Here is a 25,620-nt window from a genome sequence, read left to right on the forward strand (position 1 = left end):
GGGCGGCAACGCCCCGTTTCTTCAGGAGACAAAATCATGATGTACCATATCCCCACCGTCCTTAGCCCACAGGAAGTGGACTATTTCACCGCCCAGCTCCAACAAGCCGATTGGGTTGACGGCCGCGTAACTACTGGCGATCAGGGCGCTCAGGTCAAAAATAACCAGCAGGTAGACACCCGCAGCAGCTTGTATGGTGAACTTCAGGCAACGGTAGTCGCAGCGCTGAATCGCAGTTCGCTGTTTTTTGCCGCCGCGCTGCCGAAAACCCTTTCCAGCCCGCTGTTTAACCGCTATCAGCAGAGTGAAACTTATGGATTTCACGTTGATGGTGCGGTGCGCAGTCAGGCCCAGGGCGGCTGGATGCGTACCGATCTCTCCGCCACCCTCTTTTTATCCGCCCCGGAAAGCTACGAGGGCGGCGAGCTGGTAGTTAACGACACCTATGGCCAGCACTCGGTTAAGCTCCCGGCTGGCGACCTGGTACTCTATCCTTCAAGTAGCCTGCACTGCGTCACCCCCGTTACAGTGGGTACCCGCGTGGCCTCATTCTTATGGGTTCAATCCATGATCCGCGACGATAAGCGCCGCGCCATGCTGTTTGATCTGGATGGCAATATTCAGAAGTTAAAAAGCCGCCACGGTGAAAGCGACGAAGTGCTGTCTCTGCTTAATCTGTACCATAACCTACTGCGCGAATGGTCAGAGATCTAAGCCTTGTCTGGTCATTTTTTATCCCCATATTCTCTATACTAAAGAGAGACGAGATAACGAGGTGAACCATGGCATCAGGCTGGGCAAATGACGACGCCGTGCAGGAGCAAATCGACAGCACCATTAATGATGCCATCGCGCGGGCGCGAAATGAGCTTTCATCGGGTGAAAGCAACAAATTTTGTGAAGAGTGCGGAGAGCCGATTCCGGAAGCGCGTCGGCAAGCGGTTGCGGGAGTGAGATACTGTGTAAAGTGCCAACAAGATAAAGATTTACATAACAATACATTTTCAGGATATAATCGCAGAGGATCTAAAGATAGCCAGCTTCGCTGACCGTCATTTACCTTTCATTACCGCAGATCGCGTTATCTTTTCGCGCACGTTTTTTGGCAAACTGAGTGGCAAAATGTGCCCTTACCGCCCCGTGAACTTCGCTTCAACCCGTTTTCTCTTCGCGGGCTAAAATAATTTATTAATATTCAATAAATTAATAATCATTCAAAAAATTAGATTGAGATTGTTAATTTCCTTCGATTTTATCTCTCGCTCAAAACCGTGATACTTCTCACATCGACGAAACATCGTCACCTGTACAAGACAACCTGCGAGAGATTAATTATGAAAACTATCAAATATGCTGCCGCCGCCATCGCCCTTTCCGCTCTGTCCTTTGGTGCTTTCGCCGCTCAGCCGGTAACATCGGCCCAGGCAGAAAGCATGAACAAAATCGGTGTGGTTTCCGCTGAAGGCGCAATGACGCTGGATGGTCTGGAAGCTAAGCTGGCAGAGAAAGCCGAAGCCGCTGGCGCAACCGGCTACAGCATCACCTCTGCTAACACCGCGAACAAAATTAGCGGTACCGCGGTTATCTATAAATAATCGCCACAAATTCCTGTAGCAAGTAAGACCCTGTAACGCCACTGTTTCAACCCTGTAAGACCCTTTAATACCCTTGCCTTGCCCGTTCATCTACTGGACGGGCTTTTTTTTAACGCTGCGTCAACATTTTCACCCCTTCCTACTTTTTATTGATATTAAACTCAACAATTAATAAATAAGTGTTTTTGATATTTTTTTATTTACATATAAAAAACTGACAGACCCCACACTTTTAATTTTTTCACTTCCCATCCATTTTAGAATCCATGTTTAACTATGATGCGGTTAACGGTAACGCCATCTGAAATACCCCCATAAAACCGGCACATTCTAATCACATAAAATACAAATGTAACAATACATTTTCATTGATAAGGATATAGCTCATGAAATATTCAAAGATCATCCCCTTAATTCCGTTATCATTAATGCTATGGGCAACAGGAGCATTATCAGCGTCTCAGGAAGTCAAATTCATGACCTGGAACATCTGGCACGGTTCGCAGGACCGCCATCTGGCGCACGATATTGAATCTTTGCAGCCTAACGTGATGGTGCTTCAGGAGACTTACAGCCGCCAGGACACGATTAAGGCGGCATTTGCGAAGGCTAATAATATTAAGCCGGAGAACGTGTTCAGTTACACTGTATCTTGTTTTTCCAATAAGCAACATAACTTTACCGGCGCTCAAGACAGCTGTTTTCCTGGAAATTATGAAACCAACTCAGGGAATGGCTCTGCTGATAATCTGACCATCTGGTCTATCTATCCCATTACCGACTATAATACATTCGATGTTACAGAGACGGCAGTTAACACCCCTAAAATTAATCAATTTAATTACGGTGCGGTAAAACTAGATGTAAAAGGTACACCGTTATGGGTTGCTAATTTCTGGCTCACCTCATCCTATGGAGCAGAACAATATCTGAATCAACTTTATATTGATAAACGTGATGTTGAAATACGTCATTACGACAGTATGATTGATGAAAAGCAGGCCATAAAAGGAATACTCGACAAAGAAGCACACCGCGCCGACCAGGCACAGCAGGTTGTCGAAAAAAGCAAAATACTGCTGGATAACGCAGACAAAGAGCCCATTATTATGGCCGGAGACGGCAACTCCTTCTCTCACCTCGACTGGGCAGAAAAATGGCGCGACGGGCACTACGGTTTAACGATACCTTTCCCGGTGTCTCAGGTATTCATGGCGGCCGGCCTGAAGGATTCGTACAGAGAAGCTCACCCAAATCCATTGATTTACCCTTGCTCAAGCTGGCAACCGCAGGCTGCTGATACACCTAAACCACGCACATGGTCAGATCGTGAGCCAACCATGACCGCTCCCGGACGTATTGATTACATTTATTATAAAGGCAGTCGCTTATCCGTGAAGGAATCCGTCTGCGTGGGTAGCGTTGGCGGCGGCGCGACGGGAGGAACATCCGATCATGCAGCCGTCATGACCACCTTTATTCTTAATTGATTCTCCGTAGAAAGCGCGGCAGGGGAAGAAATTCCCACGCAACCTTAAATAATTGAGCAAGAGCCCGTACGCAGGTACGGGCCCAGAGTACTGACAAAGTACATTCTTCAGGGATTCCCCCGGCGATGCGGCCCTACACGGGCCTAAAGAGAAACCGTAACATGATGATGTTATGGGTTTTGTAGGCCGTGCAAGGCGCTAGCCATCACCCGACAGAAATGCGAGCACAATATCTAAAACAGAACACGTTTTTTAGTCCACCAGTATAATTTTCAACGCAAACAGCATTGCAACTGCAATAACGCACAGATTCAGCTCACGCCATCGTCCGCAGAAGATTTTCATGATGCAGTAAGCCAGAAAGCCAAGTGCAATCCCCTCGGTGATAGAGAACGTGAAAGGCATCATTACCGCCGTGATAAAAGCCGGAACTGACTCGGTAAAATCATCCCAGTCGATACGAGCGAGGCTGGATGTCATCAACACGCCTACGAAAATTAAGGCTCCAGCCGTTGCGTATCCCGGCACTATTTCAGCCAGCGGCGAAAAAAACATCACCAGCAAAAACAAAACGCCGACAACCACCGCTGTAAGACCGGTCCTGCCTCCCACCGACACACCAGCCGTACTTTCGATATAAGCGGTCACCGATGAAGTACCTATAAAAGCACCGGCCACTGAACTCAAACTGTCAACATACAGCGCCTTATGCATATTGGGGAATTTCCCCTCTTTGCCAATTAAACCCGCTTTATCCGTCACGCCGATTAGCGTCCCTGAAGAATCAAAGAGATTAATCAGCATGAATGAGAAAATAATACCGGCCAGATCCAGCGATAAGGCACCGCGTATATCCACTTCACCAATTACCCCGCTGATACCAGACGGTGTGGAATAAACACCATTAAAATGAACATCGCCAAAAAATAATCCACAACATGATGTGACGACAATTGAAACCAGCACTGCAGCATGGAAATTTCGTGAAGAGAGAACGGCAATAATAAAAAAACCAACAATCCCTAATAACACGCTATGTGAACTCAAATCGCCAATGGCAACTAACGTATCTTTATTTGCAACAATGACACCTGAATTTTTCAGCCCCATCATTGCAATAAACAACCCTATTCCGCTGGTGATACCTATGCGCAAACTTATTGGGATGTTTGCAATCATCCAGTAACGAATGCGAAAAAGCGTTAATAAAAACAACCCCACAGCGCCCCAGAATATTGCGCCCATCGCGGTCTGCCAGCTCATCCCCATCGCCCCGACAACCACAAAGGCGAAAAAGGCGTTTAGCCCCATTGCGGGTGCCAGCGCAACAGGAAGATTTGCAATAAGTCCCATGGCAATGCTACCAATACCGGCAATCAAACAAGTGGTGACAAAAACGACCTTCGCATCCATATGCGCCGCAGCTAGAATTTGTGGATTAACAAAAACGATATAAACCATCGTTAAAAACGTAGTGAGCCCGGCGATCGCCTCGGTGCGCACACAGGTATTATGCTGCTGTAGTTTAAAAAAACGGGAAAGACTGCTAGTACTCTGATGAATACTTTCGCTGCGTTCATTTTTCATGTTTTTCATCCGCTGATGAAGAATAACTTCATGATACACCCACTGACTTTACTCTTTTTAAATCATACCTAACTCATAATTCAGTGATAGCTATCACATCGTAAAAATCTATTTATCGATAAAATAAAAAACCACCACAGATGATAAAATGATAATTAAAGAATCAATTTGATAAATCAAAATGAGAAAATAAAATGATAAATAAAATTAACTTTAAACATCACCAGATTAGTCGTCAAAACAGACAAGAATTGCTCGCCGTATCACGTGGAGAGGATATTGCAGATTATATTATTGATAATGTCACTGTACTTGATTTAATTAATGGCGGGAGTTTCGCAGGCCCCATAGTGATAAAAAACCAGCATATTGCCGGTATTGGCCCAGAGTATGCCGATGCTCCGACTCACCAGCGTGTCGATGCCCGCGGAGCAACAGCAGTACCTGGCTTTGTTGATGCCCATTTGCATATTGAATCGAGCATGATGACCCCCGTTGCTTTTGAAACGGCAACTCTGCCGCGCGGCCTGACAACCATCGTTTGCGATCCCCATGAAATCGTCAATGTGATGGGGGAATCCGGCTTCGCCTGGTTTATTCGCTGCGCCGAACTGGCACAACAAAATCAGTATATTCAGGTTAGCTCCTGCGTCCCTGCCCTGAAAGGTTGCGATTTAAACGGTGCCGACTTTACCCTTGAACAAATGCTCCGCTGGCGCGACCATCCCCTGGTCACCGGGCTCGCGGAGGTAATGGACTATCCCGGCGTTATCGCCGGAGAGCACGAAATTGCGGATAAAATAGACGCGTTCCTCCCCCTGACGATAGACGGTCATTGCCCGGGCCTGAGCGGTAAAACGCTTAATGCATATGTTGCTGCTGGCGTCGAAAACTGCCATGAAAGCTATTCTCAACAAGAGGGCCATGAAAAGCTACGGGCGGGAATGGGGTTAATGATCCGCGAAGGATCCGCTGCGCGAAATCTCGATTCGCTCGCGCCGTTAATCAATGAAATAAACAGCCCACAATGTATGCTTTGTACCGACGATCGTAACCCCTGGGAAATTGCCCATGAAGGCCATATCGACGCGCTTATCCGCCGCCTTATTATCCAACACAATGTACCGCTGCATGTCGCTTACCGTATTGCCAGCTGGTCAACCGCGCGCCATTTCGGCCTGAAACATCTCGGACTGCTGGCACCGGGAAAACAAGCGGATATCGTCCTGCTTAGCAATCCTCAGCAAGTTGAGGTACAGCAAGTGTTTATTAAGGGAATGCCTGTCGATGAACACGCATTACTGCGCGCCGAGTCTGCAACGTTAGCAAAAACGCATCCCCCCTTAGGCAACACGGTTGCACGCCAGCCGGTATCCGCCGCCGACTTTTCCTTCGATTTCACTCCCGGCAGGCGCTATCGCGTGATTGAGGTCATTCCTAACGAGCTGATCACCGGCAATGGAGAGAGCCTGTATACCGGGGAAGGATTTGATCGAGAAGATATTTGCTTTATCAGCGTCCTGGAACGTTATGGCAAGCAAACCCCGCCTGCCTGCGGTCTACTGAGCGGCTTTGGCTTACGTGAGGGAGCGCTGGCGGCAACGGTTAGCCATGACAGCCATAACATCGTTGTTATTGGCCGTAGCGCGCAGGAGATGGCTACAGCGGTAAATCAGGTTATCTCAACCGGCGGCGGGTTGTGCGTCGTGCATAATAACCAGGTAGCGGCTCATTTGCCGCTACCTGTCGCCGGGTTAATGAGCACCGAAACGGCACAAACGCTGGCGCAGCAAATAGGTTTGCTCAAAGCTGCTGGTAAACTCTGCGGCACTCTTCCCGACGAACCTTTTATCCAGATGGCGTTTTTATCACTACCGGTTATCCCAGCGCTCAAGCTAACCAGCCAGGGACTCTTCGATGGCAGTAAGTTCGATTTCACGTCGCTGGAAATCACTGAGTAAAGCAGCGCCGCCCACAATGGCGGCGATGATTACCAGTGCTCAGCCACTTTTGCCAGTCCCTGTTCCAGAGTGGCTGCTTCCCCGGCAGCCACCAGACAGCAGGCCAGCTGGATTCTCAGCGACAGGGGTAGCGGTTCGCTCCCTGTCACACAGCGTTCAATCCAGCGCGCGGTAACCTCCGGGTCTTTTGACTCTGGTAGCGCAACAGCCTGCGCTGTACCCATATCCTGACGCTCGTTCAGCACACGCGTTCCAGCGGCATCAATCAGGCTAATCTGCGGGCAGCGCTGCGGGTTAGCATAGACTTCGCCTTCAGTACCGTGCATCAGCAATGCCCGTCCGCCGATTTCAGTAAAGAATTTCGCCACCCGGGTGACGTATTCCGGATGAGAGACGCTCGACAGGCGCAGCGCCGCATCTTCCGCAAACGGCGTCGCCAGCTTGGCCAGAGTATGCGCGCTGTTGCGCACGCCCATACGCCAGCGTATCGCTAACTGTTTCTCCAGCGCTGGACAAAGCGCACCTATCGGGATGTAAACCGGCTGATGGCTGTCCAATCGCGCCTGGGCCTGACCCGCGTGTCGCGTGGCAGGAATCCCCATCAGCTCGAAAATCGTTTCTGTGAGCACGCGGGTTGGATCATGACTCACGCCGTGCACCACCACCGGGAAACCGAGTTTATGCAGCAGGATGGCGATCAGCGGGGTCAGGTTTGCCTGTTTGCGCGCACCGTTATAGCTGGGGATGACAATCGGCATAGGTTTACCTGGCGGCGGCGTCAGGCTTAGCGTCTGCTGCTGCATCGCCTCGTAGAAGCCCTTCATCTCCGCTTCGCCTTCACCCTTGATGCGCAGGGCGATAAGGATGCCGCCCAGTTCGAGCTCGGGCACTTCGCCGCTAAGCACCCGCGAATAGAGCGCGCGGGCCGTTTCGACATCCAGGTCACGGGCGTGGTTTTTCCCGCGCCCAACTTCTTTAATGATCTTGCTGTAGTCCATCGAAGGCTCCTTTGAGCTTCTCACATCGTCGACATTGCACCATTAACGCCGTTTGCGACGCGTCGGTTTTGCTTTAGTTTTTACTATAACCTCAGGGACGGCAGGCTGCTCTATCGGAAATACGGGTAATGCATTCAATAAGCGTTGGCCGTAGTTTTTGGTCAACAGTCGCTTATCGTAAATCACCACTTCCCCCCAGCAGCTATGGCTACGGATCAGGCGCCCCACCTGCTGAATCAGGTTGAAGGAAGCACTCGGCAGACTTTGAACTTCGAACGGATAGCGATTGAGGCTTTTGAGCCATTCGCCTTCGGTAATCACCACCGGGCTGTCTATCGGCGGGAAGGCGATTTTGTGGATGTGAACCTGGCTCAGCAACTCACCTTTTAAATCGAGCCCTTCGGCAAAGGATTGCAGCCCGACCAGCACGCTTCGCTCTCCGCCTTCAACACGCTTACGATGCAGTTCCACCAGCCGATAGCGCGGCTTATCACCCTGCACCAGCAGCAGCAAGCGCAAATCGGTCACGTGCTCAAGAAAACGCTGCATCGCTCTTCCGCTGGCAAACAGCACCAGCATGCCGAGATGCTTTTTACTCTCAACCTGCTCGCGAAAGTAAGCCGCCATCTCGGCGATATGCTGTTCTTCGTGGTCAATAAGCGGTTCGTAGTGCATCTGTGGGATGACAATTTTACCCTGTTCGACGTGGTTAAACGGCGAATCCAGTGCCACAAAGCGGTCTCCCGCCTTCTCTTTCAGTCCGCTCATCTCCTGCAGGCGAGAAAAGCTATTCAGCGAACGTAGCGTCGCCGAAGTGACAACAATATGCGGGACGCTGCGCCAGAGCAGCCTTTCCAGCTGATCGCTGACGCGGATCCCCACGCAGTGGAACCAGATATGCATCTGACCGTCACGCAGGTCGCGGGTGGCCCATTTGGTCACCGGCGCGCCTGAAGACTGCGCCAACGATGCCAGACGCCACAGTTTGCTCTGACTCTCAAACATCCCCAGCGCGCGGTTCATCTGCAGCAGAACCCGGTGTAGACGCACCACATCATGACTGCCTGTTTTTTCGCCAAGATCGTTGAGGAACAGCTCCGCCAGCCCGCGCAGCGTTTCCGTCAGCTTCGCCAGCCGCTGGCAGATCTCCATGACTTCCTGCGGCAGCTCGCCCATCGGAAAGCGGTGTTCCGCTTCCTGACCTGCAGGCATATACAGGTTAAGAATATTATTTAGCGAGGAGATAAGCTCAAACAGCTCCTCGCAATGCGCGTTCAGGCGCTCAGGATTCGCCAATGGCGGTGTGGTTTTAGGCCGGAACTGTTCCATGCAGGTGGCAACCAGCTTAGTGAACAGATCCAACTGCAGGCGATACCACGGAGCGGTGATTTCAGCGCTCATTTCCAGCGCATCGCGGGCGACATCCGGCAGGTGGTGGCCTTCATCAAGCACCAGCAGTAAATTCTTCGGATCCGGCAGCACCGCCTCGCTCTCCATTGCCGCCATGACCAGCGCATGGTTTGCCACCACCACTTCGGCTTCCTGAATTTCTCGCCGGGCGACGAAAAATGGGCATTCGCGATAATAGTGGCAGTTGCGGTTCAGGCAGCTGGCTTTATCGGTGCTCAGGCGGCTCCACAGCGAATCATCTATGTTTTTATCGGTATGATCGCGCAGACCATCCCATTTATAACTATCAAGATCCGTTTTAAGCGTCGCACACAGCTTCTGTTCCGCCTGGTTATTCGGCGTGAGATCGTCATCAAGGAAGGCAAGCAAATCCTGCTGTGTCGGTTCCGTACTGGCGAGAGCGGCCAGGTTACGCGTACAAACGTAGCGCCCACGACCAAAGGCAGCGGTAAAGCGCAGATCGGGAATAATTTTACGCAGCAGCGGCAGGTCTTTGCTGTAGATCTGGTCCTGCAGCGCCACGTTGGCGGTGCTGACTACCAGCGTTTTTTGCTCTTCACGGGCAATCGCGATGCCGGGGATCAGGTATGACAAGGTTTTGCCGACGCCAGTGGGAGCCTCAATCGCCAGATGCCGCCCCTCTTCCCCGGTAAGCGTCTTCGCAACATCGGCGATCATCTGCCGCTGCGGGGGACGGGGAATAAAGTCCGGAATCTGTTCCTGAAGCGCCTTATACCAGGCGGCGATTTGCGCTTTTAGCGCTGCGGTCAAAGCCATGAGAGAACCTGAATACTGTATAAACAGCCACTATTGTGCCATTTTTTCGCTGCCGGGAGGAATGTGTTTCTGAGCAAACTGGAATCACGCTCGAGGTTTAGCGCAAGTCTGAAGCGTTCCGGGCAGGAATATTGCCCGGAACCGCTGGAATGAGGTGAGGATACTATTCAGCCGACGCCGGTTTGCGCGGGCGACGACGCCGTGGAGGTTTACCGTCTGCAGTACGTGCTTTCGGCGCTTCACCATCGTTGCGGCGCGGAGCAGATTGCTGGCTACGACCCTGACTCTGGCCAGCGCGGCCCTGGCTTTGGCCACCACGACTCTGGCTTTGACCACCGCGGCCACCGCCACGCTGCTGCTGGCGACCGTTCTGAATCGGCTCGGCTTTGATGGAAGGATCCGGTTCATAGCCCGCGATGGCGATACGTGGGATCTCTTTTTTCAGCAAGCGTTCGATATCATGCAACAGCTTATGCTCGTCAACGCAGACCAGCGACAGCGCTTCGCCAGTTGCAGCCGCGCGACCGGTACGGCCGATGCGGTGCACATAATCTTCCGGTACGTTTGGCAGTTCGTAGTTCACTACGTGCGGCAACTCCTCGATATCCAGACCGCGAGCGGCGATGTCGGTTGCCACCAGCACGCGGATGCCACCGGATTTAAAGTCAGCCAATGCGCGAGTACGCGCGCCCTGGCTTTTGTTACCGTGGATTGCGGCGCTGCGAATACCATCTTTATTAAGCTGCTCTGCCAGATGGTTTGCGCCGTGCTTGGTGCGGGTGAAGACCAGCACCTGCTGCCAGTTACCTTCACCGATCATCTGCGACAGCAGCTCGCGCTTGCGTTTTTTATCAACAAAATGCACTAACTGGCTCACCTGCTCAGAGGCGGTGTTACGGCGGGCAACTTCAATTTCCAGCGGGTTATGCAGCAGTTTTTCCGCCAGTGATTTAATGTCGTCGGAGAAGGTTGCAGAGAACAGCAGGTTCTGGCGTTTCGCAGGCAGTTTCGCCAGCACGCGGCGAATATCGTGGATAAAGCCCATATCCAGCATACGGTCGGCTTCATCCAGTACCAGCACTTCAACCTTATCCAGGCTGACGGCATTCTGATGTTCAAGATCCAGCAGACGTCCCGGCGTGGCCACCAGAATATCGACGCCGCTGCGCAGCTTCATCATCTGTGGGTTAATGCTTACCCCGCCGAAGACGACCAGCGAACGAATATTCAGATACTTGCTGTAATCCCGTACGTTCTCGCCAATCTGAGCTGCCAGCTCGCGCGTTGGAGTCAGGATCAAAGCGCGCACCGGGCGACGACCTTTAGCATGCGGTTCTTGTTGGATCAGATGCTGAAGCAGCGGCAGCGTAAAGCCTGCCGTTTTACCGGTGCCGGTCTGGGCGCTGGCCATCAGATCGCGACCCTGTAATACCGCAGGAATAGCCTTCTGCTGGATAGGGGTTGGCTCAACATAGCCCTGTTCAGCGACCGCGCGCAGGATTTCAGGATTCAGGCCAAGGGAATCAAAAGACATAACAACTCCGAACCGCCCCGGCCCGTCACAGGCGTAGTCTTCAGGGAGATTATTGCGAAAGAGATGGCAAAAACCACAATGCCATGAAGTGGCGCAGTCTAGCAGATTTTGTGACGAACCGCATAAAATCTCCCGAAGAGAATACTCTGACTAACAAACCACTGCTCCCCGTCCTGTAGACGAGGAGCGGTAATTACGCTTCGCGATAAATATCCCCGTAATAGCTGGCGAGCAGTATCTGACGCAGCTCAGCTACCAACGGATAGCGTGGGTTGGCGCCGGTGCACTGGTCATCGAAGGCGTCTTCGGACAGCTTATCGACGTGGGCGAGGAAATCGGCTTCCTGCACGCCTGCCTCGCGGATCGATTTCGGAATGCCCAGCTCGGCTTTGATGCTCTCCAGCCACGCCAGCAGCTTCTCGATTTTCGCCGCGGTGCGGTCTCCCGGCGCGCTCAGGCCTAAATGATCGGCAATCTCTGCGTACCGACGGCGGGCCTGTGGACGGTCGTACTGGCTGAAAGCCGTTTGCTTGGTCGGGTTGTCGTTGGCGTTATAGCGGATGACGTTGCAGATCATCAGCGCATTCGCCAGACCGTGCGGAATGTGGAACTGCGAGCCCAGCTTGTGCGCCATGGAGTGGCACACCCCAAGGAAGGCGTTAGCAAAGGCGATCCCGGCGATGGTTGCCGCATTATGGACGCGCTCGCGGGCCACCGGGTTTTTCGAGCCTTCATGGTAAGAGGCCGGCAGGTACGCTTTCAGCAGCTTCAGCGCCTGTAGCGCCTGGCCATCGGAGAACTCGGAGGCCAGCACGGAAACATAGGCTTCGATAGCGTGGGTCACCGCATCCAGGCCGCCGAAGGCGCACAGGGACTTCGGCATATCCATTACCAGGTTAGCATCGACAATCGCCATATCCGGGGTCAGGGCGTAGTCCGCCAGCGGATATTTCTGCCCGGTGGTATCGTCGGTCACCACCGCAAACGGCGTGACTTCGGAGCCGGTACCGGAAGTGGTGGTGATCGCCACCATCCGGGCTTTGACGCCCATTTTCGGGAAGGTGTAGATACGCTTGCGGATATCCATAAAGCGCAGCGCCAGCTCTTCGAAGTGGGTTTCCGGATGCTCGTATATCACCCACATGATTTTCGCCGCATCCATCGGCGAGCCGCCGCCCAGGGCGATGATGACGTCGGGCTTGAAGGCGTTAGCCAGCTCTGCGCCTTTGCGCACGATGGTCAGCGTCGGGTCGGCTTCCACTTCAAAGAAGACTTCGGTTTCGACGCCCGCCGCTTTCAGCACCGAGGTGATCTGGTCCGCGTAGCCGTTGTTGAACAGGAAGCGGTCGGTGACGATCAGCGCGCGCTTATGGCCATCGGTGATCACTTCATCCAGCGCGATGGGCAGAGAGCCGCGGCGGAAATAGATCGATTTCGGAAGTTTATGCCACAGCATATTTTCAGCTCGCTTTGCCACGGTTTTCTTGTTGATCAGATGCTTAGGCCCGACGTTTTCCGAGATAGAGTTACCGCCCCAGGAGCCGCAGCCCAGGGTCAGGGAAGGTGCGAGACTAAAGTTATAGAGATCGCCAATGCCGCCGTGGGAGGTCGGGGTGTTAATCAGGATGCGTGCGGTTTTCATTTTTTCGCCAAAGGTCATCACCCGCGCGGCCTGGTTATCCTGGTCGGTATAGAGGCAGGAGGTGTGGCCGATGCCGCCCATATCGACCAGCTTCACCGCTTTTTCTACGGCGTCGGCGAAATCTTTTGCCCGGTACATGGCCAGCGTCGGGGAGAGCTTTTCATGAGCAAAAGGCTCGCTGTCGTCGATAGCTTTAACTTCACCAATCAGAATTTTGGTATCGGCAGGCACGCTGATCCCGGCCATTTCGGCGATTTTCACCGCCGACTGCCCGACAATCGCCGCGTTTAGCGCGCCGTTTTTCAGCAGGATCCCCTGAACCGCTTTCAGCTCTTTTCCCTGTAACAGATAGCCGCCGTGGCTGGCGAAACGCTCGCGCACCGCGTTATAGACGGTATCGACCACCACCACCGACTGTTCGGAGGCGCAGATCACGCCGTTATCGAAGGTTTTGGACATCAGGATGGAGGCCACCGCGCGTTTTACATCAGCGGTTTCATCAATGACCACCGGGGTATTGCCTGCACCGACGCCAATGGCCGGTTTACCCGAGCTGTAGGCGGCCTTCACCATACCCGGTCCGCCGGTGGCGAGGATCAGATTGATATCCGGGTGGTGCATCAGGCGGTTGGACAGATCCACGGTCGGTTCATCAATCCAGCCAATGATGTCAGGCGGCGCACCGGCCTCGACTGCGGCGCGCAGCACAATTTCTGCCGCCCGGTTGGTGGCGTTTTTCGCCCGCGGATGCGGCGAGAAGACGATGCCGTTACGGGTTTTCAGGCTAATCAGCGATTTAAAAATAGCGGTAGAAGTTGGGTTGGTAGTCGGGACGATCCCGCAGATCAGCCCAATGGGCTCGGCGATGGTCATGGTGCCGAAGGCTTCGTCTTCGCCAAGAACCCCGCAGGTTTTTTCGTCTTTATAGGCGTTGTAGATATATTCAGACGCGAAGTGGTTTTTAATCACTTTATCTTCCACGATGCCCATGCCGGACTCGGCGACCGCCATTTTCGCCAGCGGAATGCGGGCATCAGCGGCGGCTAAAGCGGCTGCGCGGAATATTTTGTCAACTTGTTGTTGCGTGAACCCCGCGTACTGACGCTGAGCTTTTTTGACGCGCGCAACCAGCGCGTTTAATTCTTCAATGGAATTAATCGACATGGAAACCTCGAACGGAAACAGTAAAGCGCCGCCGCAGAACGCGGCGGCGAAAGCGATTAACGCAGACGATATTTGATTTTTTCAACCATCATGGCGGTGGAAATACCATAGCGGTCATGTAGCGTCGGCAGCGCACCAGCCAGCAGGAACTCGTCGGGCAGGCCAACCGTATCCAGCTCGCAGCGCACGCCTTTACGCATCAGCAGCGCAGCGACCGCTTCTCCCAACCCACCGACTGAGGTGTGGTTTTCCGCAGTGACCACCAGACGGCCTGGCTTCGAGGCTTGCTCAATAATCGCTTTTTCATCAAGTGGTTTGATTGTCGGCACGTGCAGCACCGCCACGCTGATATTGTCGGCGCGCAGTTTCTCCACCGTTTCAAGAGCGCGCATGGTCATCAGCCCGGAAGATATAATCAGCACATCGTTACCATCCTCCAGCAGCTTCGCTTTGCCCAGTTCGAACTGATAGTCATATTTATCCAGCACCAGCGGTACCCTGCCGCGCAGCAGGCGCATATAAACCGGGCCGTTATGATCGGCGATCGCTGGTACTGCCTGTTCTATCTCCAGCGCATCACAAGGGTCAACTATCACCATACCGGGGATGCCGCGCATAATCGCCAGGTCTTCCGTTGCCTGATGACTTGGCCCGTAACCGGTGGTGAGACCCGGCAACGCCGCGCAAATTTTCACGTTCAGATGCTCTTCGGCGATAACCTGATGGATAAAATCATAGGCCCGGCGGGTGGCAAAAGCGGCGTAGGTGGTGGCGAAAGGGATGAATCCCTCTTTCGCCATTCCCCCAGCGGCACCCATCAGCAGCTGTTCCGCCATCCCCATCTGGAAGAAGCGATCCGGAAAGGCCTGGGCGAAAATATGCAGGTCGGTATACTTCGACAAGTCGGCGGTCATACCGACGATTTCCGGGCGTTGTGCCGCCAGCTTCGAGAGCGCGACACCAAACGGAGCAGGAACAGTCACCTGATCTTCATCGGCAATGGAAGCGATCATTGCAGACGTTTTTAAACGGGGTTTCTGAGTAGTCTGGCTCATTACAGCACTCCTTCCGGTTTGTTGGCATCCAGCACCGCAATCGCTTTTTGCCATTCATCGGCATCGACGCGTATAAAATGGTTCTTATCGCGGGTTTCAAGGAACGGTACGCCTTTACCCATTAGCGTGTCGCAAAGAATGACTCGCGGCTGTTCGCCTGGATGGTTTTTCGCGTTGTCAAAGGCGGCAATCACCGCAGCCTGATCGTTGCCGTCCACACGCTGCACGTACCAGCCGAAGGCGGCCCATTTCTCGTGTAGCGGTTCAAAGCCGAGAATTTTGCGCGAATCGCCATCGGCTTGCTGTTTGTTCACATCGACGATGTTAATCAGATTGGTCAGCCCATAGTGGGCCGCAGACATCGCCGCTTCCCAGGTTGAACCTTCGTCCAGTTCACCATCCGACATCGAGTTATAGACCCACGACGCGCTTCCCTTTTGCCTCAGCCCCAGAGCCATTCCTACGGCAATAGACAGCCCTTGTCCCAGAGAGCCGCCAGACATCTCCATCGCTGGCGTATAGGTAGCCATTCCTGACATCGGCAGGCGGCTATCATCGGAGCCGTAGGTTTCCAGCTCCTCTTCCGGGATAATTCCCGCCTCCAGCAGCGCCGCGTAATAGGCGATGGCGTAGTGACCGTGAGAGAGCAGGAAGCGGTCGCGCCCTTCCCACTCAGGGTCTTGCGGACGATAACTCATTGCATGGCTGAACGCGGTCGCCAGCACATCGGCATAACCCAACGCCTGGCCAATATAGCCCTGCCCCTGAACTTCGCCCATTCTCAGGGCATAGCGACGGATACGCCACGCCGCTGCGGCAACTTTTTGTGATTCGGTCATATTCATCTGATTGCCTCGTTTAGTGGATTAACATGCCGCCGTTGACGTCCAGGGTAATACCGGTGGAGTAGGACGAGAGGGAGCTGCCCAGGAACAGCGCGGCGCGCGCGATGTCCACGGCGTCGCCAAGGCGATTCATCGGGATCCCGGCAAGAATATTGGTGGTCATTTCATCGGTCAGCTTACCGGCGGTGATATCGGTCTGAATCAGCCCCGGAGTGATGCAGTTGACGCGGACGTTATCCGGTCCCAGCTCACGCGCCATCGCCCTCGCCAGCCCCAGCACGCCAGCTTTTGCCGCGCTGTAGTGCGGGCCGCCGAAGATGCCGCCGCCGCGCTGGGCGGAAACAGAAGAGATGCAAACAATGCTGCCGGATTTTTGTGCCCGCATAGTCGGAATAACCGCCTGCGACATCAGCAACGTGCCGCGCAGGCTGACGTCCAGCACCGCATCATAGTTGGCGCGCTTAATATCCATTAGCTTCAGCGGCTGAGTAATGCCTGCGTTATTGACCAGCACGTCAACCCGACCGTATTTCGCCATAATTTGCTCAATCGCCGCCTGCACCTGAACTTCATCAGTGACGTTTGCCGCGAGACCAAGATGGCTTTCGCCTAATGCCGCAGCTGCGGCTTTACTGGCTTCGCCATTGAGGTCGATAATGACTACTTTGGCGCCGTTTTCGGCAAATAATTTCGCTGTTGCAAAACCCAAACCGCGTACGGAAGCCGCGCCCGTAATAATGGCGACTTTATCTTTTAATAACATATTTTCACTCCATGACTTTACGTCATATTAATTGACAGGAATATTTTCCATTACTGTGGTTCATCGAGAAATAAAATAACCACCAGACCTATTGCGGCGCAGATACCAAAATAGGTGAAGACTGAATTAAAGCTACCAGTTTGGTCGAGTAAGAACCCCGCAGCCATTGGGGCAACAAATCCGCCGAGGTTGCCGCCGCTATTAATAATAGAAGAGGCGATCGGATATGTTTTCGTATCCGAAACAGCCATACCGTAGGCGGTAAAAGCAGGCCAACCAATATTCAAACACAAACCGACAAAGAATAACCCAACGCAAACGGCCCAGGTACTTGCCGGAATATTTAGCATAATTAACATCATGACGACCGTTGAGATAGCCGTGAACATCATGGTCGGCTTACGACGACGTCCTAAGACTTTATCAGAGAACCATCCACCGCCAATTGCGCCAATAAAACCACCGATGCACGGCATACTCGCCACAAATCCCATGCTCATCACATCAAAACCACGTTCTTTGACTAAATACAGCGGGATCCATGTTAATAAACCATACAGCACACTCACCATCATAAAATAGGCCAGACAGTCGCCAAGAATATTTTTGGAGGTAAACAAGCCTTTTGCTGTATCAATAGGCGCCATCTTTTTGACGCGAATTATTTTATCGAGCCAGGTAAATTTATCGGCAATAAGGATATTTTCGCGCTCGGCACTTTTATTTTCATCACGCCCGGCATTAATCTCATCCAGTTCACTTTGCGAAACAAAACCACTCTCGGAAGGTTTTGATTTCACCAGCAGATACCAGGCAATTGCAGCAAAAATTCCTGGGATCGCAAAGGAGAAAAACACCCAGCGCCAGCCCCAGGTGACCGCAATCCACACCGCCAGCGGCGGTACGATGATCGGCGCAAACATGGTGGCTGCAATGTAAACGCCCGTTGCCGTGGCTTTCTCTTTCGGTGGGAACCAGTTATTAATCGTCGAAGCCAGCCCCACCGGACACGGTCCTTCGCTAAGTCCCAGTCCCAAACGCACCATCTTCAGGCCAAAAACCGAACTCACCGTGCCCATCAGCCAGGTAAAAGCGGAAAAGCCGAAAATTGACAGCGAAACTAGCCCCCGTGTGCCGCGCTTCGCGATAAAGAAACCCGCCGGGATCTGACTTACCGCGTAGCCAAGGAAAAACATACTGGCGATGGCCCCGGCTTCAAAGTTGTTGATATGAAACTCATCAATGATGAACGGCAGCACCGCACCGATATTCGTTCTGTCGGCATAATTTATTGCATACACCAGGAAAATCATCGTTAAAACCACGAACCGATATTTTGTTTTCCTGGCGTCAGTACAGACTACAGTATCCATACGTGACATAGGGTATCCTCATTATTGTTTTATGTTTTTTCGCGAACCTTACCGTATCGCGCCTTGTTATCAGGCCTGTGGTTGCAATATAACAACCCCAAAAAGAAAGGGTATTCAAAAAACCTCAATTATGAGTGAGAAAAATTTACTTCGTGACTACACTCAAATTCCTGTGAATTACCTGGATGCTTGGTTCTGCGTTTAAAAGTGTTAACTTCATCACGGATTCCTGGGTAATTTATTTTCCGGCTATGTTATGCTTGCCCACAATTCCTGCGATAATTGGCTTATATACTCCTTTGGGGTAATAAAAATTTATCCCGTTCACAGGAGGAAAGGATGAGTCAACCGCTTCAAAATAAAAGCTTGCCAATGCCATCGTTACGCAATATTCAGGCATTTATTGAAGTAGCCGATACCGGTAGTCTCAATCTGGCAGCAGAAAATCTCAACATTACGGCCTCAGCAGTAAGTCACCAGATAGCCAGCCTGGAACAGTATTTGGGAAAGAAGCTGTTTTCTCGCAGCAGTAAAGGGGTGATATTAACCACTATTGGTGAAAAATATCTTAAAGAGGTTTCCGGGGCATTAAATATTATTGGTCAGGCCACTAATCAGGTGATTAATGATATCCACCAGGATTATTTGCGTATTCACTCAGCACCCAGCTTTGGCTTATTATGGCTCATGCCCCGTCTTAATAAATTTCGCCAGACCTGGCCTGAACTCAAGATTAGCCTGACCTGCTCTTATGAAAGCATTCAGTTTTCTCGCGATAATATTGACATCGATATTCGCCACGGGCTTTCGCAGTGGCCAACCCTGGTGGTCAAAACGATAAAGAATGAGCGCGTGCTCCCTTATACATCATTATCTTATTTAGCTAGCCATAATATACAGACCATCGAAGACTTACTGGCCTGCGATCTTATTCATTCAGATAGCACGTTGATCAACTGGAGCAACTGGTTGTCCTGGCACAAGGTTCGCGGCTGGAATAAAAACTTTATATTCAATTTCGACCGTTCATATATGAGCATTGAGGCGGCGCGTATGGGGATGGGCATTATTCTGGAAAGCAATCTGCTGGCCGGGCAGAACATTAACCAGCAGCATCTGACCGCCGTTTTTACCAACGATGTGAGTATGCCGGTTAACGCCCATCACTTCGTTTTACCGCACACCAACGAGCAAAAAGAGAAAGTGAAGATCTTCTTTAATTGGGTCTCTGAAGAGCTGAGTCGAGAAGGATTTTATATTTAACATCCGACGGTGGACAAACTTCCGATGCGCGCCTAAAGTTAATCAATCGATTGATTAACTTTCCCAGAGCGATGACAACGACCCCCATTACCAGCAAAGGCGAGCAGGCGAAAAGCCAGCTTATCGCCGCCGCTATCGCCCAGTTCGGCGAATACGGTCAGCACGCCACCACCCGCGATATCGCCGCCCAGGCCGGGCAGAATATCGCCGCTATCACCTACTATTTCGGTTCGAAGGACGATTTGTACCTCGCCTGCGCCCAGTGGATTGCCGACTTTATCGGCAATAATTTTCGCCCCCATGCGCAGGCGGCAGAGGAACTGCTGGCCCAGCCCGCTGCGGATAAAGCCGCAATGCGCACTCTGATTCTACGCGCCTGCCAGAATATGATTTTACTGCTGACCCAGGAAGACACGGTCAATTTGAGCAAATTCATCTCCCGCGAGCAGTTGTCGCCGACACCCGCCTATCAGCTCATCCACGACCAGGTCATTGCTCCACTACACTGCCACCTAACCCGTTTAATCGCCGCTTATACCGGCCTTAACGCAGACACCACGCAAATGATCCTTCACACCCACGCGCTGCTGGGGGAAGTTCTCGCGTTTCGTCTTGTTCGGGAAACGGTGCTGCGTCGCGCCGGTTGGGCCGAGTTTGATCAAGAAAAAACCGAGCAAATCATTCAGGTCATCACCTGCCACGTTGATTTCGTTCTGCAAGGATTATCGCAAAGGAGTCTGGAGTCATGAAAAAACCGCTCATCGTTGTTCTACTGCTTCTCCTGATGGCTGCTGTGATTGGCGGCGGCTGGTGGTGGTATCAAAGCAGCCAGCAAAAAGCGCTCACCCTGTATGGCAACGTGGATATTCGTACCGTTAACCTGAGCTTCCGGGTGGGAGGACGGCTGGCGTCGCTAAGCGTCGATGAGGGCGATGCGATTAAAACCGGGCAAACGCTGGGCGAGTTGGATCGCGCCCCTTATGAAAATGCCCTCCAGCAGGCGCAGGCCAACGTTTCTACGGCCCAGGCGCAGTACGACCTGATGATGGCGGGCTATCGCTCGGAAGAAATTGCCCAGGCCGCCGCCGCGGTTAACCAGGCCCAGGCGGCTTACGCCTATGCGCAGAACTTCTATCAACGCCAGCTGGGGCTGCGTAAAAGCAGCGCTATCTCCGCGAATGACCTTGAGAACGCGCGCTCCTCACGCGACCAGGCACAGGCCACGCTGAAATCAGCCCAGGATAAACTGCGCCAGTACCGCGCCGGTAACCGTCCGCAAGAGATAGCCCAGGCCAAAGCCAGCCTCGAACAGGCTCAGGCCGCGCTCGCACAGGCGAAACTCGATCTGCACGATACCACGCTGACCGCGCCGTCCGACGGCACCCTGATGACCCGCGCCGTGGAGCCAGGCAGTATGCTCAGCGCAGGCGGCACGGTGATGACGCTATCATTAACCCATCCGGTTTGGGTACGCGCCTACGTCGATGAAAAAAATCTCGGCCAGGCCCAACCGGGGCGTGAAGTCTTGCTCTATACCGATAGCCGTCCGAATCAACCTTACCTTGGCAAAATCGGCTTTGTCTCTCCTGTGGCTGAATTTACACCGAAAACCGTCGAGACCCCGGACCTGCGCACCGACCTGGTTTATCGCCTGCGGATTGTGGTCACCGATGCCGACGGCGCGCTGCGTCAGGGGATGCCGGTGACCGTCGCTTTCAGCAATGGAAACGGCCAATGAGCGAAGACGTTATCACGCTGCGCGGTCTCACCCGGCGTTTCGCCGGCATGGACCGCCCGGCCGTCGCGCCGCTGGACTGCACCATTCACTCCGGCTATGTGACCGGGCTGGTTGGCCCCGATGGCGCAGGGAAAACCACCCTGATGCGTATGCTCGCCGGCTTGCTCAAAGCCGACAGCGGCAGCGCACAGGTCATTGGTTTTGACCCCATTGCCGACGATAGCGCCCTGCACGCGGTGCTCGGTTATATGCCGCAGAAATTTGGCCTGTATGAAGATCTGACGGTGATGGAAAACCTGACCCTCTACGCCGACCTGCGCAGCGTCACCGGCGAAGCACGGGAAAAAACCTTCGCCCGGCTGCTGGAGTTTACCTCTTTGGGCCCCTTTACTGGCCGTCTGGCGGGTAAACTCTCCGGCGGTATGAAGCAGAAACTCGGCCTCGCCTGTACCCTCGTCGGTGAACCGAAAGTGCTGCTGCTGGACGAACCCGGCGTCGGCGTTGACCCCATCTCACGCCGCGAACTGTGGCAAATGGTCCACGAGCTGGCGGGCGATGGGATGCTGATCCTCTGGAGCACCTCCTATCTCGACGAAGCCGAACAGTGCCGCGACGTGCTGCTGATGAACGAAGGACAGCTGTTGTATCAGGGCGCGCCCAAAGAGCTGACGCAGACCATGGCTGGACGCAGCTTTTTGATCTCCAGCACCGAGGAAAATAACCGCCGCCTGCTACAACGGGCGCTGAAGCTGCCGCAGGTGAGCGATGGCGTGATTCAGGGCAAATCGGTGCGCCTGATCCTCAAAAAAGAGGCCAATATCCGCGAAGTGCAAAACGCAGCCGACATGGCGCCGCTGGAGGTAGCTGAAACCGCGCCGCGCTTTGAAGATGCGTTCATCGACCTGCTGGGCGGCGCGGGTACGGCTGAATCGCCGCTGGGGAAAATTATCCACACCGTGGAAGGCTCCCATGACGACACGGTGATTGAAGCGCAAACCCTGACCAAAAAATTTGGTGATTTTGCCGCCACCGACCACGTCGATTTTCAGGTCAAGCGTGGAGAAATCTTCGGACTCCTCGGCCCTAACGGCGCGGGCAAGTCCACCACCTTTAAGATGATGTGCGGCCTGCTGGTCCCCACCTCCGGCAAAGCGCTGGTGCTGGGGATGGACCTCAAAGTCAGCTCTGGCAAGGCACGCCAGCATCTGGGCTATATGGCACAGAAATTTTCGCTGTATGGCAACCTCACCGTTGAGCAGAACCTGCGCTTTTTCTCCGGCGTTTATGGCCTGCGCGGCAAAGCGCAGAACGAAAAAATCGCCAGCATGAGCGAGGCATTTGGCCTGAAAAGTATCGCCAGGCAGGCCGCCGACGACCTGCCGCTCGGCTATAAGCAGCGCCTGGCGCTGGCCTGTTCGCTGATGCATGAGCCGGATATTCTGTTTCTGGACGAGCCAACTTCGGGCGTCGATCCCCTCACCCGCCGGGAGTTCTGGCTGCATATCAACAGCATGGTGGATAAGGGAGTGACGGTAATGGTCACCACCCACTTTATGGATGAGGCGGAGTATTGCGACCGTATTGGTCTGGTCTATCGCGGCAAACTTATCGCCAGCGGCACGCCGGACGATCTCAAAGCAATGGCGGCGGATGATGAACAGCCTGACCCGACGATGGAACAGGCATTTATTACCCTCATCCATGACTGGGATAAGGAGAACGCCAGTGAGCGCTAAAATCCTGGCATGGCGGCGCGTGCGCGCCCTGTGCGTCAAGGAGACGCGGCAGATCGTCCGCGACCCCAGCAGTTGGCTGATTGCGGTGGTGATCCCGCTGCTGCTGCTGTTTATCTTTGGCTACGGTATTAACCTCGACTCCAGCAAACTGCGAGTCGGCGTGTTGCTGGAACAGCAGAGCGAAGAGGCGCTGGATTTCGTCCATACCATGACCGGTTCGCCCTATATCGACGCCACCATCAGCGACAATCGCCAGCAACTGATTCAAATGATGCAGGCCGGGCGGATCCGCGCGCTGGTGGTGGTGCCGGTGGATTTCGACCAGAAGATGGCCCGTCCCGGCGACGATGCGCCAATCCAGCTTATCACCGACGGCAGCGAACCGAATACCGCCAACTTCGCCCAGGGCTATATCGAAGGCATCTGGCAAATCTGGCAACAGCAACGGGCGGAAGATCGGGGTGAAACCTTCGAGCCGTTGATTGATGTGCAGATGCGCTATTGGTTTAACCCGGCCGCCATTAGCCAACATTTTATTATCCCCGGCGCGATTACTATCATCATGACGGTGGTCGGCGCGATCCTGACCTCGCTGGTGGTGGCTCGCGAATGGGAGCGCGGCACTATGGAGGCGCTGCTGTCGACCGAGATTACCCGCGCCGAGCTACTGCTGTGCAAGCTGATTCCTTACTACTTCCTCGGCATGCTGGCGATGCTGCTGTGCATGCTGGTAGCGGTGTTTATTCTCGGCGTGCCGTTTCGCGGTTCGCTGGTGATTCTGTTTTTTATCACCAGCCTGTTTCTGCTAAGCACGCTGGGAATGGGGCTGCTGATTTCCACCATTACCCGCAACCAGTTTAACGCCGCGCAGGTGGCGCTGAATGCCGCATTTCTGCCATCGATTATGCTATCCGGGTTTATTTTCCAGATAGACAGTATGCCAGCGGTGATCCGCGCGGTGACCTACGTGATCCCGGCGCGCTATTTTGTCAGCACCCTGCAAAGCCTTTTTTTGGCGGGCAATATTCCCGTAGTGCTGCTGGTGAACACGATGTTTTTAATCGCCTCAGCGGTAATGTTTATCGGCCTGACGTGGATAAAAACCAAGCGGCGTCTGGATTAATTTGCCGAAGGCGGCAGTTTGCGGGTCTTGTAGCCCGGACAGGTGCGCCAGCACCACCTCCGGGGATCACAAAGAGAGAATAGATATGTTTCATCGCTTATGGACACTAATCCGCAAAGAGCTGCAATCGCTGTTGCGCGAACCGCAGACGCGGGCGATTTTAATTATGCCGGTGCTGATTCAGGTACTGCTGTTTCCGTTCGCCGCCACGCTGGAGGTGACGAACGCCACCATCGCTATCTACAACGAAGATAGCGGCAAGCATGCGGTGGAGCTAACCCAGCGCTTCGCCCGCGCCAAAGCCTTCACCCATGTCCTGTTGCTGAAAAGCCCGCAGGAGATTAGACCCACCATCGATGAACAAAAAGCGCTGCTGGTCGTGCGCTTCCCGGCAGATTTCTCACGTAATCTCGACACGAACCAGACCGCCCCGCTCCAGCTTTTGCTCGACGGACGTAACTCCAACAGTGCGCAGATTGCCGCCAATTACCTCCAGCAGATCGTTAAAAACTATCAGCAGGATCTGCTGGAAGGTAAAGCGAAACCGAACAACAGCGAGCTGGTGGTGCGCAACTGGTATAACCCGAACCTCGACTATAAATGGTTCGTAGTGCCGTCGCTGATCGCCATGATCACCACCATCGGCGTGATGATCGTCACCTCGCTATCCGTTGCCCGCGAGCGTGAACAGGGCACGCTCGATCAGCTGCTGGTTTCACCACTGGCGACATGGCAGATTTTTATTGGCAAAGCGGTTCCTGCACTGATTGTCGCCACTCTTCAGGCGAGCATCGTACTGGGGATCGGCATCTGGGCCTATCAAATCCCCTTCGCCGGATCGCTGCTGCTGTTTTACTTTACGATGATTGTTTACGGATTGTCGCTGGTGGGATTCGGGCTGCTGATTTCATCGCTATGCTCTACGCAACAGCAGGCGTTTATCGGCGTGTTCGTCTTTATGATGCCGGCGATCCTACTGTCCGGATACGTTTCGCCAGTGGAGAATATGCCGGTATGGCTACAGAATTTAACGTGGGTAAACCCCATTCGTCACTTTACCGATATCACTAAGCAAATCTATCTGAAGGATGCGAGTCTGGAGATTGTGTGGGGAAGTTTGTGGCCGCTATTGGTCATAGCGGCCACTACCGGCTCAGCGGCGTATGCGATGTTCCGCAGAAAGATCGCGTAATTTTTTATCTTTCGCCAGCAACGAAACCACTGCCGGGCCTGCCAGTATCACCAGCCCGGCGAGGGCCAGCAGCAGGTTATTGTGCAGCACGCGCGACAACAGCCATAGCGCAATAACCGCCGCGCCGAAGTACCAGGTGGTGGTGAGTTCTTCAAGGAAATCACCCACATCACGCCAGCGCTCTTCGTGATGACGCTGCAAAAACAGCATCGACAGTAACGTGACACCGTACAGCACGCACAAACCTAATCCGACGCGAACCAGCGCGCCGCTCATCCAACCCATCACCAGTACTGCCACGACCAGTAGATGCAACATAATCTGCCAGCAACTAAGACCCGTTGCGACGCGTACACGTTGTTGCCACTTCATGG

General features: G+C 53.5%; 21 protein-coding genes. 11 read left to right on the top strand and 10 right to left on the bottom strand.

From position 1 onward, the window contains the following. The first annotated feature begins 36 nt into the window (after window positions 1-36). From ybiX to HV213_RS19190, 4 genes are all read left to right on the top strand, one after another. The gene (gene ybiX / locus HV213_RS19175) at window positions 37-714 is read left to right on the top strand and encodes a PKHD-type hydroxylase YbiX (RefSeq protein ID WP_181482913.1); all 678 of its coding nucleotides are present in this window, start codon (window positions 37-39) and stop codon (window positions 712-714) included. Between the two features lie 68 nt (window positions 715-782). Then, entirely contained in the window at window positions 783-1,049 is a 267-nt protein-coding gene (locus HV213_RS19180; RefSeq protein WP_112214722.1) for a DksA/TraR family C4-type zinc finger protein, read from the top strand. Window positions 1,050-1,334: 285 nt separating this feature from the next. Further along, window positions 1,335-1,595 (top strand): DUF1471 family protein YbiJ, encoded by a 261-nt coding sequence (gene ybiJ / locus HV213_RS19185; protein WP_181482914.1) that lies wholly within the window; start codon window positions 1,335-1,337, stop codon window positions 1,593-1,595. A gap of 386 nt (window positions 1,596-1,981) precedes the next feature. Next, complete coding sequence (locus HV213_RS19190) at window positions 1,982-3,085, top strand: endonuclease/exonuclease/phosphatase family protein (RefSeq protein WP_181482915.1); 1,104 nt, start codon at window positions 1,982-1,984, stop codon at window positions 3,083-3,085. 252 nt (window positions 3,086-3,337) lie between these two features. On the opposite strand, the gene HV213_RS19195 is transcribed toward HV213_RS19190, so the two are convergent. Continuing rightward, window positions 3,338-4,672: an NCS2 family permease gene (locus HV213_RS19195; protein ID WP_181482916.1), complete on the bottom strand. Its 1,335-nt coding sequence runs from the start codon at window positions 4,670-4,672 to the stop codon at window positions 3,338-3,340. A gap of 194 nt (window positions 4,673-4,866) precedes the next feature. Here HV213_RS19195 and adeD point away from each other — a divergent pair, with 194 nt between their 5' ends. Further along, window positions 4,867-6,633 carry an adenine deaminase gene (gene adeD, locus HV213_RS19200; protein WP_181482917.1) on the top strand — a complete coding sequence of 589 codons (1,767 nt, stop codon included), beginning with the start codon at window positions 4,867-4,869 and terminating at the stop codon, window positions 6,631-6,633. A gap of 29 nt (window positions 6,634-6,662) precedes the next feature. Here the strand turns inward: adeD and ybiB are convergent, their stop codons facing one another. The 8 genes from ybiB to HV213_RS19240 form a co-directional block, all read right to left on the bottom strand. Next, window positions 6,663-7,631 carry a DNA-binding protein YbiB gene (ybiB, locus tag HV213_RS19205; RefSeq protein WP_181482918.1) on the bottom strand — a complete coding sequence of 323 codons (969 nt, stop codon included), beginning with the start codon at window positions 7,629-7,631 and terminating at the stop codon, window positions 6,663-6,665. A gap of 42 nt (window positions 7,632-7,673) precedes the next feature. Beyond that, a complete protein-coding gene (gene dinG, locus HV213_RS19210; RefSeq protein ID WP_181482919.1) occupies window positions 7,674-9,818 on the bottom strand; it encodes an ATP-dependent DNA helicase DinG in 2,145 nt (714 codons plus the stop codon). A gap of 163 nt (window positions 9,819-9,981) precedes the next feature. Beyond that, window positions 9,982-11,352, bottom strand: coding sequence for an ATP-dependent RNA helicase RhlE (gene rhlE / locus HV213_RS19215; RefSeq protein ID WP_181482920.1), 1,371 nt, complete (start codon window positions 11,350-11,352; stop codon window positions 9,982-9,984). Between the two features lie 193 nt (window positions 11,353-11,545). After that, window positions 11,546-14,158: a bifunctional acetaldehyde-CoA/alcohol dehydrogenase gene (gene adhE / locus HV213_RS19220; protein WP_181482921.1), complete on the bottom strand. Its 2,613-nt coding sequence runs from the start codon at window positions 14,156-14,158 to the stop codon at window positions 11,546-11,548. A 56-nt stretch (window positions 14,159-14,214) separates the two neighbouring features. After that, window positions 14,215-15,213: a transketolase family protein gene (locus HV213_RS19225; protein ID WP_181482922.1), complete on the bottom strand. Its 999-nt coding sequence runs from the start codon at window positions 15,211-15,213 to the stop codon at window positions 14,215-14,217. Further along, on the bottom strand, window positions 15,213-16,058 hold the full coding sequence (locus tag HV213_RS19230; RefSeq protein ID WP_181482923.1) for a transketolase: 846 nt from the start codon (window positions 16,056-16,058) through the stop codon (window positions 15,213-15,215). Before HV213_RS19230 ends, HV213_RS19225 begins: the two co-directional genes overlap by 1 nt. Before the next feature lie 13 nt (window positions 16,059-16,071). Beyond that, window positions 16,072-16,821 carry an SDR family NAD(P)-dependent oxidoreductase gene (locus HV213_RS19235; protein ID WP_181482924.1) on the bottom strand — a complete coding sequence of 250 codons (750 nt, stop codon included), beginning with the start codon at window positions 16,819-16,821 and terminating at the stop codon, window positions 16,072-16,074. Between the two features lie 50 nt (window positions 16,822-16,871). Next, window positions 16,872-18,203 carry an MFS transporter gene (locus HV213_RS19240; protein WP_181482925.1) on the bottom strand — a complete coding sequence of 444 codons (1,332 nt, stop codon included), beginning with the start codon at window positions 18,201-18,203 and terminating at the stop codon, window positions 16,872-16,874. A gap of 330 nt (window positions 18,204-18,533) precedes the next feature. On the opposite strand from HV213_RS19240, the gene HV213_RS19245 reads away from it, so the two are divergent. The 6 genes from HV213_RS19245 to HV213_RS19270 all read left to right on the top strand — a co-directional run bounded on the left by HV213_RS19245 (window position 18,534) and on the right by HV213_RS19270 (window position 25,246). Further along, window positions 18,534-19,457: a LysR substrate-binding domain-containing protein gene (locus HV213_RS19245; protein WP_181482926.1), complete on the top strand. Its 924-nt coding sequence runs from the start codon at window positions 18,534-18,536 to the stop codon at window positions 19,455-19,457. 71 nt (window positions 19,458-19,528) lie between these two features. Continuing rightward, window positions 19,529-20,206, top strand: coding sequence for a transcriptional regulator CecR (gene cecR, locus HV213_RS19250; RefSeq protein ID WP_197975045.1), 678 nt, complete (start codon window positions 19,529-19,531; stop codon window positions 20,204-20,206). Beyond that, window positions 20,203-21,195: a secretion protein HlyD gene (gene hlyD, locus HV213_RS19255; protein ID WP_181482927.1), complete on the top strand. Its 993-nt coding sequence runs from the start codon at window positions 20,203-20,205 to the stop codon at window positions 21,193-21,195. Before cecR ends, hlyD begins: the two co-directional genes overlap by 4 nt. Continuing rightward, window positions 21,192-22,931: an ATP-binding cassette domain-containing protein gene (locus tag HV213_RS19260; RefSeq protein WP_181482928.1), complete on the top strand. Its 1,740-nt coding sequence runs from the start codon at window positions 21,192-21,194 to the stop codon at window positions 22,929-22,931. Before hlyD ends, HV213_RS19260 begins: the two co-directional genes overlap by 4 nt. Beyond that, a complete protein-coding gene (locus HV213_RS19265) occupies window positions 22,897-24,054 on the top strand; it encodes an ABC transporter permease (protein WP_442788115.1) in 1,158 nt (385 codons plus the stop codon). Before HV213_RS19260 ends, HV213_RS19265 begins: the two co-directional genes overlap by 35 nt. Before the next feature lie 85 nt (window positions 24,055-24,139). Continuing rightward, entirely contained in the window at window positions 24,140-25,246 is a 1,107-nt protein-coding gene (locus HV213_RS19270) for an ABC transporter permease (RefSeq protein ID WP_181482930.1), read from the top strand. On the opposite strand, the gene HV213_RS19275 is transcribed toward HV213_RS19270, so the two are convergent. After that, the gene (locus HV213_RS19275) at window positions 25,208-25,618 is read right to left on the bottom strand and encodes a YbhQ family protein (protein WP_181482931.1); all 411 of its coding nucleotides are present in this window, start codon (window positions 25,616-25,618) and stop codon (window positions 25,208-25,210) included. The genes HV213_RS19270 and HV213_RS19275 overlap by 39 nt on opposite strands. Window positions 25,619-25,620 lie beyond the last annotated feature (2 nt).

It is taken from the genome of Klebsiella sp. RHBSTW-00484 (assembly GCF_013705725.1).
GTDB lineage: Bacteria > Pseudomonadota > Gammaproteobacteria > Enterobacterales > Enterobacteriaceae > Klebsiella.

Coding starts and splice junctions, on each gene's coding strand:
- ybiB (WP_181482918.1), bottom strand. CDS start 7,631: ATGGACTACAGCAAGATCATTAAAGAAGTTGGGCGCGGGAAAAACCAC.
- HV213_RS19230 (WP_181482923.1), bottom strand. CDS start 16,058: ATGAATATGACCGAATCACAAAAAGTTGCCGCAGCGGCGTGGCGTATC.
- ybiX (WP_181482913.1), top strand. CDS start 37: ATGATGTACCATATCCCCACCGTCCTTAGCCCACAGGAAGTGGACTAT.
- HV213_RS19195 (WP_181482916.1), bottom strand. CDS start 4,672: ATGAAAAATGAACGCAGCGAAAGTATTCATCAGAGTACTAGCAGTCTT.
- HV213_RS19245 (WP_181482926.1), top strand. CDS start 18,534: ATGAGTCAACCGCTTCAAAATAAAAGCTTGCCAATGCCATCGTTACGC.
- HV213_RS19235 (WP_181482924.1), bottom strand. CDS start 16,821: ATGTTATTAAAAGATAAAGTCGCCATTATTACGGGCGCGGCTTCCGTA.
- rhlE (WP_181482920.1), bottom strand. CDS start 11,352: ATGTCTTTTGATTCCCTTGGCCTGAATCCTGAAATCCTGCGCGCGGTC.
- HV213_RS19275 (WP_181482931.1), bottom strand. CDS start 25,618: ATGAAGTGGCAACAACGTGTACGCGTCGCAACGGGTCTTAGTTGCTGG.
- adhE (WP_181482921.1), bottom strand. CDS start 14,158: ATGTCGATTAATTCCATTGAAGAATTAAACGCGCTGGTTGCGCGCGTC.
- HV213_RS19180 (WP_112214722.1), top strand. CDS start 783: ATGGCATCAGGCTGGGCAAATGACGACGCCGTGCAGGAGCAAATCGAC.
- hlyD (WP_181482927.1), top strand. CDS start 20,203: ATGAAAAAACCGCTCATCGTTGTTCTACTGCTTCTCCTGATGGCTGCT.
- HV213_RS19265 (WP_442788115.1), top strand. CDS start 22,897: ATGACTGGGATAAGGAGAACGCCAGTGAGCGCTAAAATCCTGGCATGG.
- HV213_RS19260 (WP_181482928.1), top strand. CDS start 21,192: ATGAGCGAAGACGTTATCACGCTGCGCGGTCTCACCCGGCGTTTCGCC.
- dinG (WP_181482919.1), bottom strand. CDS start 9,818: ATGGCTTTGACCGCAGCGCTAAAAGCGCAAATCGCCGCCTGGTATAAG.
- ybiJ (WP_181482914.1), top strand. CDS start 1,335: ATGAAAACTATCAAATATGCTGCCGCCGCCATCGCCCTTTCCGCTCTG.
- HV213_RS19270 (WP_181482930.1), top strand. CDS start 24,140: ATGTTTCATCGCTTATGGACACTAATCCGCAAAGAGCTGCAATCGCTG.
- HV213_RS19240 (WP_181482925.1), bottom strand. CDS start 18,203: ATGTCACGTATGGATACTGTAGTCTGTACTGACGCCAGGAAAACAAAA.
- HV213_RS19225 (WP_181482922.1), bottom strand. CDS start 15,213: ATGAGCCAGACTACTCAGAAACCCCGTTTAAAAACGTCTGCAATGATC.
- HV213_RS19190 (WP_181482915.1), top strand. CDS start 1,982: ATGAAATATTCAAAGATCATCCCCTTAATTCCGTTATCATTAATGCTA.
- adeD (WP_181482917.1), top strand. CDS start 4,867: ATGATAAATAAAATTAACTTTAAACATCACCAGATTAGTCGTCAAAAC.
- cecR (WP_197975045.1), top strand. CDS start 19,529: ATGACAACGACCCCCATTACCAGCAAAGGCGAGCAGGCGAAAAGCCAG.